We start from the raw sequence: 15,446 nt of genomic DNA, 5'->3' as shown, positions 1-15,446 counted from the left end.
GCTTACTGCGGGTCGTAACCTTCGGCCTGGTGGATTTCGGCTGGCTTGAAGATCTTGTGTGTCGGGGCCGCGCCCAGGGCGTCGTTCACCACCAGCAGACGCCACAGGGGCTCGCGTTTGGAGCCGGCGAGTTCTTCGGGGGTCAGGCGGAAAGAGGGCACACCGCGCGAAACGCCTTTGATCGCCACCTTCAGCAGCATCGCGCCCTTGTTGTTCGACACCTCGATGTGCACGCCGGTGTTTTGCTCGGCCACGTTTTCGGCCTTGTAGCCGTAGCCGCGGAAATGTTTGGTGACGTATTCGATGGCTGCGCTCTGCAGTTCGTCTTGCGAGACGTTTTTGGCGGCCTCCAGGCTGGCCAGGTCCAGCGCGGGAATGCCGCAACGTGCGCGCGCGGCTTGGATCTCGTCGGCGCTGGGCATCCAGCCGCGCGGGCCGCGCACCAGCACGGCGATTTGTTGTTCGCCTTCCCAGGCGGCGACGTGCCATTCTTCGGGGTCACGCACACGTGTGGACACCTTGGCGGCCTTGTCGGTTTCGAGTTCGGCGATCGCGACGCGGTTGGTCTGCAGCACCGCGCGGAAGGTCTTTTCTTCCTTGAATGCACGGCGCAGCAGGGCGATGCGGTCCGTGGCACGTTGGGCTTGGCTGGGTGAGCGGGTGCCGCCACCAATACGTTGTTGCGGATCCAGCGATTCGATGCTGAACCATTGCCCCTCAGCGCCAAGGCTCACATGTTCACCCCAGACGGTGGCGATGATGATGTCGCCCGAGGCCAGCCATGCGTGTTCGTAAGCGCGTTCACGGCCGTCAAAAACACCCATCTTGACGATGATGTCGACCGGGGTGAGCTTGGCGCCGGACAACCGCTCCTCGTTGATGACGGTGAGGACTTGGGGAGCGACTTCGGTTTCCATTTCGGGGCTTCTGCTATCTGCTGATAAGGGGCCGGAAGTATGCCACACGGGGTGGCGATGGCGCACTTCCCGCCGAGCGTGGAATCAGGGTGGGGGCGGCGGCTGCGACAACACCCATACCGCCAGCGCTTGAGCATCGGCTTCGCTCACCTGCCGCTGGCGCGGCATGATCACGCGGCCCCATGTGCCCACGCTGCCATTGCGGATTTTGCTGGCCAGTTGTTCCGGGGGCGCGGGGGCTTTGCGGTAGCGCTCGGCAATCTGCGCAAAGCCCGGGCCGACCTGTTTGCGCACCATGCCATGGCAGGAAAAACAGCCGTAACTGCTGGCCTTGGCTGCCAGCGGATCTTGCGGCGCGGCCGGCGCCATGCTGGGCGCCAGCAGAATCGCTAACAGAAGCGCAGTGCGAGTTTTCAAGCCATGCTTTCGGAGCTGCTTGGCGAGGTGCGCCAGGGTTGCAGCAGCCACACCAGCAAGGGCAGGGTGAAGCTGAACTTCAGCAGGTCCAGCACCATTAGGCATTTCATCCTCAAGCTCAAGTCCAGGTAGCTGGAGTAGGCCAGCAGCATATTGGGCATCACCAGCGCAGCCAACGACAGCAGAAATGCCAGCACCACGGGCTGCTGCAGCTTGGCCAGGTGAATGCCCAAGGCCACGGGGAGCGCTGCCGCCAGCAGCGACAGCCCGTGTATGAGCTGCATCCAGGCCAGCTGGCTGGTCGCGACAGAAACGCCGAGCTTGACCAGGCTGGGGTCCCACCAGCTTGGCATGGGCTGCCATAGTTCTCTGATGGTGGTGGCGGCCAGCGCGTTGTACAAAACGGCTAACGCGGCAAAACCGAGGAGCTTCAAAAACGCGCGTAGTGTCAGCATGAGGGGTCCTGGGACTTGATGGCTCCCACGGGCTGCGGTGGCTGAGGTTTTGATTCTGCCGCAGCGGCTGGCCTTTGTGCGCCGGTTTCGGCGCGCTCAGGTGTAGCGCTTGCTGCGCAGATTGTTCTTCATCTCCTGCAGCTTGGGCTGCAGGTGTGTGCCGCCAATGCGCAGGGCGACGCTGGTGGCCAGGATGTCGACTATGGTCAGGTGCAGCAGGCGCGACACCATGGGGCTGTAGCGGTCATAACCCTCGGGGTGGTTGGCCGCCAGGTGGATGTGGCCCGCGGCGGCCAGGGGCGAGCCGCTGGCGGTGATGACGATGGTGGTGGCGCCGTTCTTGCGCGCGATGTCGCAAGCGTCCATCAGGTCGCGTGTGCGGCCCGAGTTGGAGATCACCACCAGGCAGTCGCCGGCGGTCATCATCGACGCGGCCATGACCTGCATGTGGCCGTCGCTGTAGGCGATGGTGTGCACACCCAGGCGGAAGAATTTGTGTTGTGCGTCCTGCGCCACGATGCCGGAGTTGCCGGCGCCGTAAAACTCCACCCGCCGCCCGGCCTGTACCGCTCCGGTCAGCGCCTCCGCGGCTCTTTCGAGTGCGGAGGAACTGGCGTCGTTGCGGTACTTCAAAAACGCGGCAACGGCGTTGTCTATCACCTTGACCATAACGTCGCTGGTTTTGTCGTCCGCGTCCACGCTGCGGTGGATGAAGGGCACACCTTCACTCACGCTGCCCGCGAGTTTGAGTTTGAAGTCGCTCAGGCCGTCGTAGCCCATGCTGCGGCAAAAGCGCACCACGGTGGGTTTGCTGACGTGTGCACGGTCCGACAGTTCGCTCACCGGCAGGTTGGCAAACGCCCTAGGGTCGGCCAGCACCAGGCGCCCCACACGCTGCTCGGCCGGCGCGAGTGAGGACAACGAGGCTTTGAGACGGTCAAGCATGGAAGAACTCGATGGCCACATAAGGCGTGCTCAGCACTCTTCGCTCCAGCAGAAACCATCACGCGCAATCATGGCGCTGGAAGCACTCGGGCCCCAGGTCCCGGCGGCGTAGAGGCGTGGGCCCACGGTGTCGTTTTTCCAATGGTTGAGGATGGGCTCGACCCAGCGCCAGGCGGCTTCTTGTTCGTCGCTGCGCACAAACAGATTCAGGCGGCCGTCCAGCACGTCGAGCAACAGGCGCTCGTACGCGCCCACACGTTCGGCGCCAAAACGTTTGTCGAAGTCCAGGTCCAGCTGTACCGGCACCAGGGTCTGGCCCGCGCTGCCCGAACGCGTGCCCTGGCCTTCGGCCATCAAGTGAAGTTCCAGCCCGTCCTTGGGTTGCAGGTTGATCACCAGGCGGTTGGCGGTGTTGCCTGTGTTGGCAAAGATGGCGTGTGGCATAGGGCGGAAGTTCACCTCTATGTGTGCATCGCGCCCGGCCAGGCGTTTGCCGGTGCGGATGTAGAACGGCACACCGGCCCAGCGCCAGTTGGCGATTTCGGTGCGCAGCGCAACAAAGGTTTCGGTGTGGCTTTGCGGGTCGACACCGAACTCGGCGCGGTAGCCGGGCACGGCCGTGCCGCCCACGGCGCCAGCGCTGTATTGGCCGCGCACCACGTGGTGTGTCAGCGTTTCGCTGGTCCAGGGTTTCAGCGAGCGCAGCACCTTGAGCTTTTCGTCGCGGATGGCATCGGCATGGGCGTTGATGGGCGGCTCCATGCCCACGGCGCACAGCAATTGCAAGGCGTGGTTTTGCACCATGTCGCGCAGTGCGCCGGTGTTTTCGTAGAAGGCTCCGCGCTTTTCCACACCCAGGTCTTCGGAGATGGTGATCTGGATGTTGGCGATGTGTTCGCGGCGCCACATGGGTTCAAACAATGCATTGCCAAAACGCAGCGCAAACAGGTTTTGCACCGAAGGTTTGCCCAGGTAGTGGTCTATGCGGAAGATCTGGTTTTCGTTGAACGCCTTGCGCACCGTTTGGTTGATGGCACGGTTCGAGGCCAGGTCGTGGCCCAGCGGCTTTTCCAGCACGATGCGGGTTTTCGGCGTGTTGAGCCCGGCCGTGGCGAGTTGCTCACACACGGTGGTGAACAGGCCGGGCGCGGTGGCCACGTACATCACCACGGTGTCGGCGTTGCGTTCTTCCAGATGGTTGCGCAGGCGCTGGAAGTCTTCGGCCTTGGAGGCGTCTAGCCGCACGTAGTGCAGCAGGGCGGCAAAGCGCTGGAACTCTTCATCGGACGGGCGCTTGGCGCCCTCCACACTGTTGAAGCGAGACTGGATCAGCGTGCGGTATTGCTCGTGGCTCATGTCGTCGCGCGCCACACCGGTGATGCGGCCCTCTGCGGGCAGCGTGCCGTGACGGAACGCCTGGAACAACGCGGGCATCAGTTTGCGCCAGGCGAGGTCGCCGGTGCCGCCAAAAAGGACTAGGTCAAAGCTCATGGTGTGTAGATTGAAGTCAGGCTGGCAATGTAACTTAGTTTCATGCTTTTAAAAAGTGCGGTTTCGCACGCGGAACAACAGCGGCCTTTGTAAGTGCTTGTATTTATGGTGTTTTCCCGGTTGTCAAAAAACTGTCATAAAGTGATGCTCCTGCCCGTAACCAAATTACCAGGAAACAACGTGAAAGTATTCAAAAAATGCGCTGCCATGGCAGCCATTGCAGGCGCATCCTTCGGCGCAGCGGCACAAGGCCAGGTCAACATCATCTGCTCGGTACAAGCCGAATGGTGCAATATGATTGCCACCGTCTACGCCAAGACCACGGGCACCAAGGTGAACCTGTCGCTCAAGGGTTCGGGCGAAGCGCTGGCGCAACTGATTGCAGAAAAAGACAACCCCAAGACGGATGTGTGGTTTGGCGGCACGGGTGATCCGCACTTGCAAGCGGCCGAATCTGGTCTCACGGTGGAATATAAATCGCCCAGCTTGGCGCAGCTTTACCCTTGGGCGCAACAACAGGCGCAGCAGTCGGGTTACAAGACTGTGGGCATTTATTCTGGCCCCTTGGGCTTTGGCTACAACACCGAGCTGTTGGCCAAGAAGAAGATTCCCGCGCCCACCAGCTGGGCCGATTTGCTCAAGCCCATCTACAAGGGCGACATCCAGGTGGCCAACCCGGCTTCCAGCGGCACGGCCTACACCATGATCGCCACGCTGGTGCAGTTGATGGGTGAAGACAAGGCTTTTGAGTACCTGAAGGGCCTGCATAAAAACGTCAGCGCCTACACACGTTCGGGCACCGGCCCGATCAAGGCGGTGGCGCGTGGCGAAACAGCGGTGTCGATCAGCTTTGTGCACGACGCGCCGCAAGAAAAAATGCAGGGCTTCCCCATAGAGACGGTCACACCGTCCGAAGGCACGGGTGCCGAGATCGGCTCCATGAGCATCATCAAAGGCGCACGCAACCTGGCCACGGCCAAGGCGTTCTACGAATGGGCGCTGACGCCGCAGGCGCAGGCCTTTGGCGCCGCGGCCAAGCAGTTCCAACTGCCGTCGAACAAGAACACCGCCGTCGACCCCAACGTGCCCGACTTCCGCAAGATCAAGATGATCAACTACGACTACGCCAAATACGGCGCGAGCACCGAACGCCGCCGCCTGATTGCGCGTTGGGAAAAAGACGTCAACTCGTTGCCGCGCTAGTAAGGTATCGCTGAACAAGTCCCACACGCTGCGACTTGTTCAGAGTAGCCTTGAGGTGTGTGAGTGATGGCAGACGCGGGAGGCGACTGCCATCTTGTCTTGAACGAGCCTGGGTCAAGTGGTGAAGAAAAACTCAAACATCGTGGTCCATGTCTGGATCGTTCTGGGCCTGTTGGCCTATGTATTGCTGCCCTGGTACGCCATCCAGGACTCGGCCTGGTATGGCGTGCTGGGCCAGGTGTTCACCGAGGGCGACGCCGCCAACGGCGTGGTGCAGGCACTGACCATGAGCCGGCCTTGGCTGCTGGTGGGCGTGGCCGGCCTGTTGCTGGCGGCCGTGGGCGCGTTGCAAACGCCTGGCAAAGCGCAGGGCGCCTGGCTGTTGGCCGGCGGTTTGGTCGGCGGGCTGGGCCTGGCGGCCAGCGGATTTTTGATCGGCGCACGCGGCTGGTCCTTCACCGCTTTCAACAATAGTTTTGGTGAGCTGGCGGTCAACCAGTTCGGCATGGGCATTGGTGCTTTTGTGGCCCTGCTGGCGCTGGTCATGTTGTCGGCGTTTGGCCTGGCGCGGCGCGGTTATTTCAAGGGTGATCTGTTTGTCTCGGCCAGCGTGGTCGGCTGCGGTGTGTTGATGCTGCTGTTCATCGCTTACCCGGTCACCAAGGCCTTGTACGGCGCGTTCCTGAATGAAGACGGCCAGTGGTCCATCGCCGCGCTGATGGCGCGTGTAGGCAACGAGCGTGTCTGGGGCTTGAGTTGCGTCACCGGCGGTGTGCGCTGCGGTGTGGCCTGGAACACGCTGGTGTTGGCGCTGCTAACAGCTACCGGCACCGTGGTGCTGGGCACCATGCTGGCGCTGATGGCCGAGCGTGGCAGCCGCAAGCTGCAAGGCCCGCTGAAGGTGCTGGCGCTGCTGCCCATCATCACGCCGCCGTTTGTCGTGGGCTTGGGTCTGATCTTGCTGTTTGGCCGCGCCGGTGTGGTCAACCAGTTTCTGGAATACGCGTTTGGCATTGAGCCCACGCGCTGGTTCTACGGCATGTTGGGCATCTGGATTGCGCAGATGTTCGCCTTCACGCCCATCGCCTTCATGATCATGCGCAGCGTGGTGCAAGGTGTGGCGCCGAGCCTGGAAGAGGCCGCGCAAACCATGCGTGCCAGCCGCAGCAAAACCTTCTGGACGGTGACGCTGCCGCTGCTCAAGCCCGGCCTGGCGAATGCCTTCCTGGTGGGTTTCATTGAAAGCATTGCCGACTTCGGCAACCCCATCGTGGTGGGGGGACAGTTCTCGGTGTTGTCGACCGACATCTTCTTTGCGATTGTCGGCGCGCAGTACGACCAGGGCCGGGCCGCCTCGTTGGCCTGGATACTCACGCTGTTTGCCTTGGTGGTGTTTGCCATTCAGCGTGGTGTGTTGGGCAAGAAAAACTACACCACGGTCAGCGGCAAGGGCGACTCGGGCATCGCCATGGCGCTGCCCGATGGTGTGCGCCGCACCATCATGTGTGTGGCCATGCCCTGGCTGGCGTTCACCGTGATTGTTTACCTGTTCGCGTTTGCCGGCGGTTTTGTGCAGACCTGGGGCCGCGACTACACCTTCACGCTGAACCACTTCCGCACCGCGTTTGGCCTGGAGTGGGGCCAGTTTGGCCTGGTGTGGGCGGGCACGGCCTGGAACTCGTTGTTCACCACGCTGAAGCTGGCGGGTGCGGCCGCGCCCATCACCGCCTTCATCGGTTTGTTGATTGCCTACCTGCTGGCACGCACCGAATTCAAGGGCCAGGGCCTGTTCGAGTTCTTGGCGCTGCTGGCCTTTGCCATTCCCGGCACGGTGCTGGGCGTGAGCTACATCCTGGCGTTCAACGTGCCGCCGTTTGAGTTGACGGGCACGGGGCTGATCATCGTGTTGTGTTTTATGTTCCGCAACCTGCCGGTGGGTGTGCGTGCGGGCACGGCGGCGTTCAAGCAGTTGGACCGTTCACTCGACGAAGCCTCGCTGATGCTGCGCGCGTCGACACTGCAGACGCTGTTCCATGTGGTGCTGCCGCTGCTCAAGCCTGCCCTGGTGGCGGCTCTGGTCTACAGCTTTGTGCGCGCCATGACCACGGTGTCGGCCGTGGTGTTTTTGGTCACGGCCGAGAACGAGTTGGCCACCACCTACATCATTGGCCGCGTGGGCAATGGCGACTACGGCGTGGCACTGGCCTACTGCACCACGCTGATCATTCTGATGTCGGCGGTGATTGGCCTGATCCAGTTGTTGGTGGGTGAGCGCAAGCTCGGCCGGCGCAAGGTGGCAGCGGGTGCGCCGGTGGTGCAGCCCACGGCACTCTGATCTCCGTGATTTAAAAGAAATAGGGCTGCAGCGCTTTCTAAGCAAGCGTGAGCAGCTTCTCTATCGATAGCAATAACGTACAGAATTGAAGCAAGGGAATGGCATGAACCACGGGATCGAATTCAAGGGCGTGACCAAGCGCTACGGCAGCGATGCAGCGGCGCCACTGGCCGTCAAGGGCATTGACTTTGTGGTGCCCAAGGGTACGTTGACCACCATACTCGGCCCCTCCGGCTGCGGCAAAACCACCACGCTGCGCATGATTGCGGGGCTGGAGTCGCCCAGCGGCGGGCAGATCTTCATCGACGGCAAAGACGTGACCACGCTGGGTCCGGCGGACCGCAACGTCAGCCTGGTGTTCCAGAGTTATGCACTGTTTCCGCACATGAACGTGTTGGAGAACGTCTGCTACGGTTTGAAGATGAGCAATGTGCCCAAGGCCGAAGCCACTCGCCGCGCGCGCGAGGTGTTGAATGGCGTAGGGCTGGTGGGTTTTGACGACCGTTTGCCGAGTGAGCTGTCGGGCGGCCAGCAACAACGTGTGGCGCTGGCGCGCGCCTTGGTGCTGGAGCCTGCGGTGCTGTTGTTCGACGAGCCGCTGTCCAACCTCGACGCACGCCTGCGCCGCGAAATGCGTGAAGAAATCCGCTCGCTGCAGCAACGCCTGAAACTCACCGTGGCCTACGTCACCCACGACCAGAGCGAAGCCTTGGCCGTGAGCGACCAGATCATCGTGATGAACCAGGGCCTGATTGCCCAAAGCGGCACGCCGCAAGACATGTACGAGCGCCCACAAAGCGAATTTGTGGCTGGCTTCATGGGCGAGGCCATGCTGTTTCCCGGCACGGCCGACGCCGATGGCCGCGTGCAGTTGGGCCCCATCACCCTGGCCGCACGCCCAGGCGTGGCGGCTGGCCCGGTGAAGGTGGCGGTGCGGCCCGAGGCTTGGCACATTGGTGCTGCCGCCAGCGCTGACGCCACCAGCCTGCCCGCCACGCTGCTCAAGTCGGCCTACCTGGGCAGCTTTTTCGAATACACCTTCGAGACCGCGCTGGGCAAAATTTTTGTGGTCTCGCCGGATCTGACGAATGTGTTGCCGGTGGGCGCCACCGTGGTGCTGCGCCTGGCCGACCACGGGGTTTCCGTGGTACGTGTGGCCTGATTTCGCTGAAGTCGCTTAGCCGACGAGCGCCATCAACTGCTGCAACTTGTCGGCGTAAGGGGCGCGTAAACGCAGGCCCGAGGCGCCGTCTGCGCTCTGCTGCACCACCGCCTTGGCATGGCTGAAACGGCGGAAACCGTGGATGCCGTGGTAGGCGCCCGTGCCCGAGCCGCCCACACCGCCGAAGGGCAGGGTTTCAATCGACACATGGGTCATCACGTCATTGAACACCAGCGCACCCGAGGTGGTGTTTAGGGCAAACGCTTGCTGGCGCACCGGGTCGTTGCCAAAGTAATACGCGGCCAAGGGACGTGGGTGGGCGTTGATGTAGGCCACGGGTTCGCTGCGGTCGCTGTAGGTCTTGATGGGCAGCAGCGGGCCGAAGATTTCTTCCTGCATGATCTGCATGTTGTCGCTCACGTCCAGCACCAGGTGCGGCGCCATCTTGCGTGTGGCCGCATCAAAGGCGGGTTCACCGGCGGGCGCCAGGCTCAGCACACGTGCGCCCTTTTGCGCGGCATCGGCCAGCAGATGGGCCAGGCGCTCAAAATGCCGGTCGCTGATGATGGCGGTGTATTCGGTGTTGTCCTGCAGCGTGGGGAAGGCCTTGGCCATGAAGCGCTGCGCCGTGGCCACCAAGCTATCCACCTGTTTCTGCGGCACAAGCATGTAGTCGGGCGAGATGCAGATCTGGCCGGCGTTGAAGGTCTTCACGGTCAGCGTACGCTCCATCGCAACCTGGATGTCGGCATCATCGTCCACCACCACGGGCGACTTGCCGCCCAGCTCTAGCGTCACTGGCACCAGGTTGTCGGCGGCGGCACGCATCACGTGGCGGCCCACGGTGGTGCTGCCGGTGAACACCAGGTGGTCGAACGCCAGGCCGCTGAAGCTGGCACCAACTTCGGCGTTGCCCAGCACCACGCCAAACTCCATGGCGTCGAAGTAACGGCCCACGAGTTCGGCAAACAGGTCAGAGGTGCGTGGCGTCAGCTCCGAAGGCTTGAGCAACGCCGTATTGCCCGCCGCAAACACACCCGATAGCGGTCCAAACGCCAGGTTGATGGGGAAGTTCCACGGGCTGATGATGCCCACCACGCCCAGCGGTTGCGGTTGGATCCAGCCCTTGATGCCAGGTGCCGGGGTCTCCACGGCCTCGGCCTGCATCCACTGCGCCAGGTTCTCGGCCGAGTAGTGCAGCATCTTGATGGTGGTCATCACGTCGGCCGTCATCGAGTGGTAGATGGCGCGGTGGCCAAAGTCGGCGCTCATGGCCTGGGCCAGCGCGGCGTGGTTGTCCTTGATCAGGCTGGCGGCGCGCAACAGGCGGTCACGGCGCAGCGCGGCATCGGCTGGCCCCTTGGCCAAATGCGCTTGTTTCATGGCTTGCACTATGGCTTTGAGGTCTTGCACGGATTGGGTGGAGTTCATATGCGATTCGCTTCCGTTGAGTGCCTTCTAAAGGCGATGGCGAATGGTAGGAACAGCCGCCGCAAAGCGCCAACAGCATGATTTAGGTAGGGGTATAAATTTATTTATGATGAGCGCATGTCGCTTTCTCGCCTGCGCACCTTCATCGAGGTCTATCGCCAAAAATCCATCAGCGCCGCCGCACGCAGCCTGAACCTCACACAACCGGCGGTGTCGCAACACATCGCCGGGCTGGAGGCGACGATTGGCCGGCGCCTGTTTGTGCGCGAAAGCCAAGGTGTGAGCCCCACGGCGGCGGCCGATGAACTGGCGGCTGACGTGGGCGACAAGCTTGATTCGGCCGAGGCCGCGCTAGCGTCGGCGCGTGCACGTTCGGTGGAAGTGGCTGGCGCGCTGCAAATCGTCGGCCATGTGGACTTTCTGGCCGAGGTGGTGGCGGCCGAACTGGTGCCGCTGCTGGAGGTGGGTGTGCGTGTGCGTTTGCAGTCGGGCGACCGCGACCTGATCCACCAAATGCTGATCGACGGTGACAGCGACCTGGGCATCACCGCCTTCCCCAGCACCGACCCGCGTTTGCGCAGCGACCTGATCCGCACCGAGCGGGTCTTGGCTGTCGCGGCGCCGGCCGTGGCACAGCGCATACACCAGGCCAAAGACCTGAAAAGCGCCTTGCGCGCCGAGCCCTTGCTGGCCTATAGCCTGGAGATTCCGCTGATCGACCAATGGTTGGAGAAAAACGCACTCGGCCCGCTGCAGGTGCCGCCGGCCATGATTGGCCAGGACCTGCGCTCGCTGCGCAGCCTGCTGTGCCGGGGCTTTGGCTGGACGGCGCTGCCCGAGTATCTTTGCCGCGACTACCTGGCCAAAGGTGAACTGCTGGAGATCGCCGCGCCCGTGGCCTCGACCACACTGAGCTACCACCTGGCCTGGACGCCCATTGCGCTGCGCCAGGCCCGTGTGGCGCATGCGCGGCAAACCTTGCTGTGGCGTTTGGCGGGTGGTTTGGAGGGCAAGGGGAATGCTGTCACCGCCACGTCACGAAAGAAGTAGCACCCATTGGAACCCAATGGAACCACATAGGGCCTGCGCGCTGCGTGTTTGGTAACACGGAAGAACCCCAACGCTGTCCGGGGAACCGTTTTTGTTTGTACCATGGGGCTGTTGTGTGTGATGACGCGGCAAGTGTTGTCACACGTTTTCAGTGAGGGCCCCCGGGAGCCTGTCCAACAAGCTCCCCCTGGGCACAACAACCGGTGAACCCGGCATCAAGACATGAACCAACTCGACGCGCTCAAGCAATTCACCACCGTAGTGGCCGACACCGGCGACTTCAAGCAGCTTGGGGTCTACAAACCAACCGACGCCACCACCAACCCCTCACTCATCCTCAAGGCCGTGCAAAAGGCCGACTACCAGCCGCTGCTCACGGAAACCGTGGCCAAGTACCGTGGCAAGCCGCTGGACGAAGTGGTCGACCACCTGCTGGTGCGCTTCGGCAGCGAAATCCTCTCCATCATTCCTGGCCGTGTGTCCACCGAAGTTGATGCACGCCTGAGTTTCGACACCGCCGCCACCGTCAAGCGTGGTGAGCGCCTCATCGCCTTGTACAAGGCCGAAGGCATCAGCAGCGACCGCGTGCTCATCAAGGTGGCCGCCACCTGGGAAGGCATCCGCGCCGCCGAACAACTGGAGCAACGCGGCATCCGTACCAACCTCACCTTGCTGTTCTCGTTTGCTCAGGCCGTGGCTTGCGGCCAGGCCAAGGTGCAGTTGATCTCGCCGTTTGTCGGCCGTATCTACGACTGGTACAAAAAGACCGCCGGTGCCAACTGGGTCGAAGCCGACAACGCGGGTGCCAACGACCCCGGTGTGAAGTCGGTGCGCCAGATCTACAACTACTACAAACACTTCGGCATTGCTACCGAAGTGATGGGGGCAAGCTTCCGCAATGTCGGCCAGATCACCGCCCTGGCCGGCAGCGACCTGCTGACCATCAGCCCCGACCTGCTGGCCAACCTGGCCGACAGCAATGCCCCGCTGCAGCGCGAGCTCGACCCCGCCGCCGCCAAGAGCATGAAGCTGGATCAGGTGAGTTATGACGAAGCCGCCTTCCGCTACGCGCTGAACGAAGATGCCATGGCCACCGAAAAACTGGCCGAAGGCATTCGCGCCTTTGCGGTGGATGCAGGCAAGCTCGACAAGCTGTTGCAGGCCGCCTGATATGACGAGCGCCGCGCCAACCTCTCAAGTGCCTAGCAAGCGCCCACGCTGCGATCAGGTGCCCGCCTGGGAAAAGCTGCAGACCCAGTTTGACTGCAGTGGCGAAGCCTTTGACCTGCGCCAAGCCTTTGCCGCCGATTCCGAGCGTTTCACCAAGTTCAGCATTGCCGCGCCGCACGTCTTTGCCGACTTGTCGAAGAACCGTATCGACGCGGCCACGCAGGCCTTGTTGCTGGAGCTGGCGCAGCAAACCGGCCTGGAGCAGGCGCGCGACGCGATGTTTGCTGGCGCGGCCATCAACAGCACCGAGCAACGCGCGGTGATGCACTGGCTGCTGCGCACACCGGCTGCGGCAACACCCAAGGCCGAGTTTGTGGCATCCGCGTTGCAAGACGTGCACAGCGTGCTCGACGCCATGCTGGCCTATGCGGAGCAAGTGCGTGGCGACGCCGAGATCACCGACGTGGTCAACATCGGCATCGGCGGCTCCGACCTCGGCCCGCAAATGGCGGTGCTGGCGCTCGATTCTTTTGTGCTGCCGGGCAAACGCTTTCACTTCATCTCCAACGTCGACGGCCACGAAATGGCTGCACTGCTGCCGAAGTTGCAGGCGAAGAACACGCTGTTTTTGGTTGCGTCAAAAACCTTCACCACGGCCGAGACCATGGCCAATGCGCGCTCGGCCAAGGCCTGGTTCGAGCAGCAGGGCGGCACCGATGTGGCACGCCACTTCGCGGCGCTGACCACCAACGTGGCGGCCGCCAAGGACTTTGGCATCACCACCACCTTCGGTTTCTGGGACTGGGTGGGCGGGCGCTACTCCATGTGGTCGGCCATTGGCCTGCCGCTGGCCATCGCCATTGGTGCGGGCAGCTTCCGCGAGTTTCTGACCGGCGCCCACGCCATGGACGAACACTTCCGCACCACGCCGCTGGCGCAAAACCTGCCCGTGCAGTTGGGCTTGCTCGATGTCTGGTACCGCAACTTTCACGGCTTTACCAGCCGCAGCATTGCGCCCTACCACAGCGCCTTGCGCCGCCTGCCGGCCTACCTGCAGCAGTTGGAGATGGAGAGCAACGGCAAGCAGGTCGACATCCACGGCCAGCCGCTGGCCTATGGCACTTCGCCGGTGTTGTGGGGCGAGCCCGGCACCAATGGTCAGCATGCTTATTTTCAGATGCTGCACCAGGGCACTGACGTGGTGCCGGTGGAGTTTGTCGCGGTGAAGAAGGAGCGCCACACGCTGCCCGGCCACCACGCGGCTTTGTTGGCCAATGTGCTGGCGCAAGCCCAGGCCTTGATGGTGGGCAAGACCGATGCGGGCGGGCACCGCAACTTCCCGGGCAACCGCCCGAGCAGCTTCTTTGTGCTGGAAGCGTTGACACCCGCCACACTGGGCGCGTTGATCGCGCTGCAGGAGCACCGCGTGTTTGTCAGCGGCGCCATCTGGGGCATCAACAGCTTTGACCAATGGGGTGTGGAACTTGGCAAGGTGTTGGCCAAGGACATAGAGCCGCGCCTGCAATCGGGCGATGTGGCGGGGCTGGATGGCTCTACCGCAGGGCTGTTGGCACGTTTGCGCGGCTAAGTCGCTTTTAAGAGCGGTTAGATCTTGCTGAGCCTTGCACAAGCCCGCGCGCTGCATCTGGCCGCGCAGGGCCTGCTGCAGCCGCCCAGCGCCGCCGCCACCTTGGCCGATGTGGCGGCTTGCATCGAGCGCATGGCGCTGCTGCAGATCGACACCATACACGTGGTGTCGCGCAGCCCCTACCTGGTGCTGCATTCGCGTTTGGGTGACTACCCGCGCCAATGGCTGGAAGACACTTTAGCCAGCGCCCAGGTGTTCGAAACCTGGGCCCACGAAGCGTGTTTTGCGCCCATGGCCGATTTACATACACACCGTGCCTACAACCGCTTGGCGCGCCAGCACTGGGGCATCACCAAGGCCGAACAATGCCACCAGGCACAGCGCCCGCATCTCGATCAATTGTTGGCGCATGTGCGTGCCCATGGACCGGTCAAGTCGTCGGACTTTGAGCGTGTGCAAGCTGCTGGCAGCCCATGGTGGGGCTGGAAGGATGAAAAGCGCTGGCTCGAAGCGCTGTTTGCCAAAGGCGAGTTGATGATTGCGCGGCGCGAAAACTTTCACCGCGTGTACGACCTCAGCGAACGTGTGGCACCACAGCTGCTGAGCCATGCTGCATCGGCCGAGACTTCGGTGGAGGCGTTGAACCAGCATTGGGCCGAGCGCGCGATTGCTGCTCTAGGCATCACACAGGCGCGCTGGGTGCATGACTACTTTCGCACCAAGCCGCGCTTCAAGGATGCCGATCTGGATGCGCTGGTGGAGGCGGGGGTGCTGCTGCGTGTGGCGGTGGACGGCTGGGACCTGCCGGGCTACGTGCATCAACAAAATGCCGGGTGGTTGCAGCAGGCACAAGCCGGCAGCTTGCAGGCCACACACACGGCGTTGTTGTCGCCCTTCGACCCGGTGGTCTGGGACCGCGAACGCGCGCTGGCGCTGTTCGACTTCGACTACCGCCTGGAGTGCTACACCCCCGAAGAAAAACGCCTCTACGGCTACTTCGTGCTGCCGATTCTGAGCCGAGGTGAACTCATAGGCCGGCTCGACGCCAAGGCGCACCGCGCCGAGGGTGTGTTTGAAGTGCGTGCGCTGCATGTGCAGCCCGGCCTGCAGTGGAGCGACGCGCAAATGGCCGCTGTGGCCCAGGCCATACAGCGCAGCGCCACCTGGCATGGCACACCCAAGGTGCGTATCACACGCACACAACCGGCCAAACTTGCGGTGCCGCTGCGGCGCGCCCTGCGGGCTTTGAAATAAAACACGATAGAAAAAACAGGAGGAATTC

13 protein-coding genes are annotated in these 15,446 nt (G+C 62.7%); 7 read left to right on the top strand and 6 right to left on the bottom strand.

Annotated elements, in window-relative coordinates; all coding sequences use genetic code 11:
• Positions 1-2: 2 nt before the first annotated feature.
• The 5 genes from ACFQ95_RS06620 to zwf all read right to left on the bottom strand — a co-directional run bounded on the left by ACFQ95_RS06620 (position 3) and on the right by zwf (position 4,225).
• Positions 3-917 (bottom strand): hypothetical protein, encoded by a 915-nt coding sequence (locus ACFQ95_RS06620; RefSeq protein ID WP_422830046.1) that lies wholly within the window; start codon positions 915-917, stop codon positions 3-5.
• 84 nt (positions 918-1,001) lie between these two features.
• Positions 1,002-1,334 carry a c-type cytochrome gene (locus tag ACFQ95_RS06615; protein WP_422830045.1) on the bottom strand — a complete coding sequence of 111 codons (333 nt, stop codon included), beginning with the start codon at positions 1,332-1,334 and terminating at the stop codon, positions 1,002-1,004.
• Entirely contained in the window at positions 1,331-1,789 is a 459-nt protein-coding gene (locus ACFQ95_RS06610) for a hypothetical protein (RefSeq protein ID WP_422830044.1), read from the bottom strand. Before ACFQ95_RS06610 ends, ACFQ95_RS06615 begins: the two co-directional genes overlap by 4 nt.
• Before the next feature lie 96 nt (positions 1,790-1,885).
• Positions 1,886-2,734: a MurR/RpiR family transcriptional regulator gene (locus ACFQ95_RS06605; protein WP_422830043.1), complete on the bottom strand. Its 849-nt coding sequence runs from the start codon at positions 2,732-2,734 to the stop codon at positions 1,886-1,888.
• 30 nt (positions 2,735-2,764) lie between these two features.
• A complete protein-coding gene (gene zwf / locus ACFQ95_RS06600; protein ID WP_422830042.1) occupies positions 2,765-4,225 on the bottom strand; it encodes a glucose-6-phosphate dehydrogenase in 1,461 nt (486 codons plus the stop codon).
• 207 nt (positions 4,226-4,432) lie between these two features.
• Between zwf and ACFQ95_RS06595 the strand changes: the two genes are divergently transcribed.
• From ACFQ95_RS06595 to ACFQ95_RS06585, 3 genes are all read left to right on the top strand, one after another.
• On the top strand, positions 4,433-5,428 hold the full coding sequence (locus ACFQ95_RS06595) for an ABC transporter substrate-binding protein (RefSeq protein ID WP_422830096.1): 996 nt from the start codon (positions 4,433-4,435) through the stop codon (positions 5,426-5,428).
• Positions 5,429-5,549: 121 nt separating this feature from the next.
• Positions 5,550-7,763, top strand: coding sequence for an ABC transporter permease (locus ACFQ95_RS06590; RefSeq protein ID WP_422830041.1), 2,214 nt, complete (start codon positions 5,550-5,552; stop codon positions 7,761-7,763).
• A 103-nt stretch (positions 7,764-7,866) separates the two neighbouring features.
• The gene (locus ACFQ95_RS06585) at positions 7,867-8,925 is read left to right on the top strand and encodes an ABC transporter ATP-binding protein (RefSeq protein WP_422830040.1); all 1,059 of its coding nucleotides are present in this window, start codon (positions 7,867-7,869) and stop codon (positions 8,923-8,925) included.
• Positions 8,926-8,940: 15 nt separating this feature from the next.
• Here the strand turns inward: ACFQ95_RS06585 and ACFQ95_RS06580 are convergent, their stop codons facing one another.
• Positions 8,941-10,356 (bottom strand): coniferyl aldehyde dehydrogenase, encoded by a 1,416-nt coding sequence (locus ACFQ95_RS06580; RefSeq protein WP_422830039.1) that lies wholly within the window; start codon positions 10,354-10,356, stop codon positions 8,941-8,943.
• A 117-nt stretch (positions 10,357-10,473) separates the two neighbouring features.
• Here ACFQ95_RS06580 and ACFQ95_RS06575 point away from each other — a divergent pair, with 117 nt between their 5' ends.
• From ACFQ95_RS06575 to ACFQ95_RS06560, 4 genes are all read left to right on the top strand, one after another.
• Positions 10,474-11,406: a LysR family transcriptional regulator gene (locus ACFQ95_RS06575; protein WP_422830038.1), complete on the top strand. Its 933-nt coding sequence runs from the start codon at positions 10,474-10,476 to the stop codon at positions 11,404-11,406.
• A gap of 222 nt (positions 11,407-11,628) precedes the next feature.
• A complete protein-coding gene (gene tal / locus ACFQ95_RS06570; protein WP_422830037.1) occupies positions 11,629-12,576 on the top strand; it encodes a transaldolase in 948 nt (315 codons plus the stop codon).
• Between the two features lie 28 nt (positions 12,577-12,604).
• Positions 12,605-14,164, top strand: coding sequence for a glucose-6-phosphate isomerase (gene pgi / locus ACFQ95_RS06565; RefSeq protein ID WP_422830036.1), 1,560 nt, complete (start codon positions 12,605-12,607; stop codon positions 14,162-14,164).
• Between the two features lie 24 nt (positions 14,165-14,188).
• Positions 14,189-15,418, top strand: coding sequence for a winged helix-turn-helix domain-containing protein (locus ACFQ95_RS06560; protein WP_422830035.1), 1,230 nt, complete (start codon positions 14,189-14,191; stop codon positions 15,416-15,418).
• Positions 15,419-15,446: the final 28 nt, after the last annotated feature.

Origin of the sequence: Variovorax sp. HJSM1_2, from assembly GCF_049316285.1 — a bacterium.
Taxonomy (GTDB): domain Bacteria; phylum Pseudomonadota; class Gammaproteobacteria; order Burkholderiales; family Burkholderiaceae_C; genus Rhodoferax_B.
Note: the sequence above shows the minus strand (reverse complement) of the source record. Positions and strands in the feature narration are given on the sequence as shown.

Coding starts and splice junctions, on each gene's coding strand:
- ACFQ95_RS06620 (WP_422830046.1), bottom strand. CDS start 917: ATGGAAACCGAAGTCGCTCCCCAAGTCCTCACCGTCATCAACGAGGAG.
- zwf (WP_422830042.1), bottom strand. CDS start 4,225: ATGAGCTTTGACCTAGTCCTTTTTGGCGGCACCGGCGACCTCGCCTGG.
- tal (WP_422830037.1), top strand. CDS start 11,629: ATGAACCAACTCGACGCGCTCAAGCAATTCACCACCGTAGTGGCCGAC.
- ACFQ95_RS06580 (WP_422830039.1), bottom strand. CDS start 10,356: ATGAACTCCACCCAATCCGTGCAAGACCTCAAAGCCATAGTGCAAGCC.
- ACFQ95_RS06610 (WP_422830044.1), bottom strand. CDS start 1,789: ATGCTGACACTACGCGCGTTTTTGAAGCTCCTCGGTTTTGCCGCGTTA.
- ACFQ95_RS06585 (WP_422830040.1), top strand. CDS start 7,867: ATGAACCACGGGATCGAATTCAAGGGCGTGACCAAGCGCTACGGCAGC.
- ACFQ95_RS06605 (WP_422830043.1), bottom strand. CDS start 2,734: ATGCTTGACCGTCTCAAAGCCTCGTTGTCCTCACTCGCGCCGGCCGAG.
- ACFQ95_RS06595 (WP_422830096.1), top strand. CDS start 4,433: ATGGCAGCCATTGCAGGCGCATCCTTCGGCGCAGCGGCACAAGGCCAG.
- ACFQ95_RS06575 (WP_422830038.1), top strand. CDS start 10,474: ATGTCGCTTTCTCGCCTGCGCACCTTCATCGAGGTCTATCGCCAAAAA.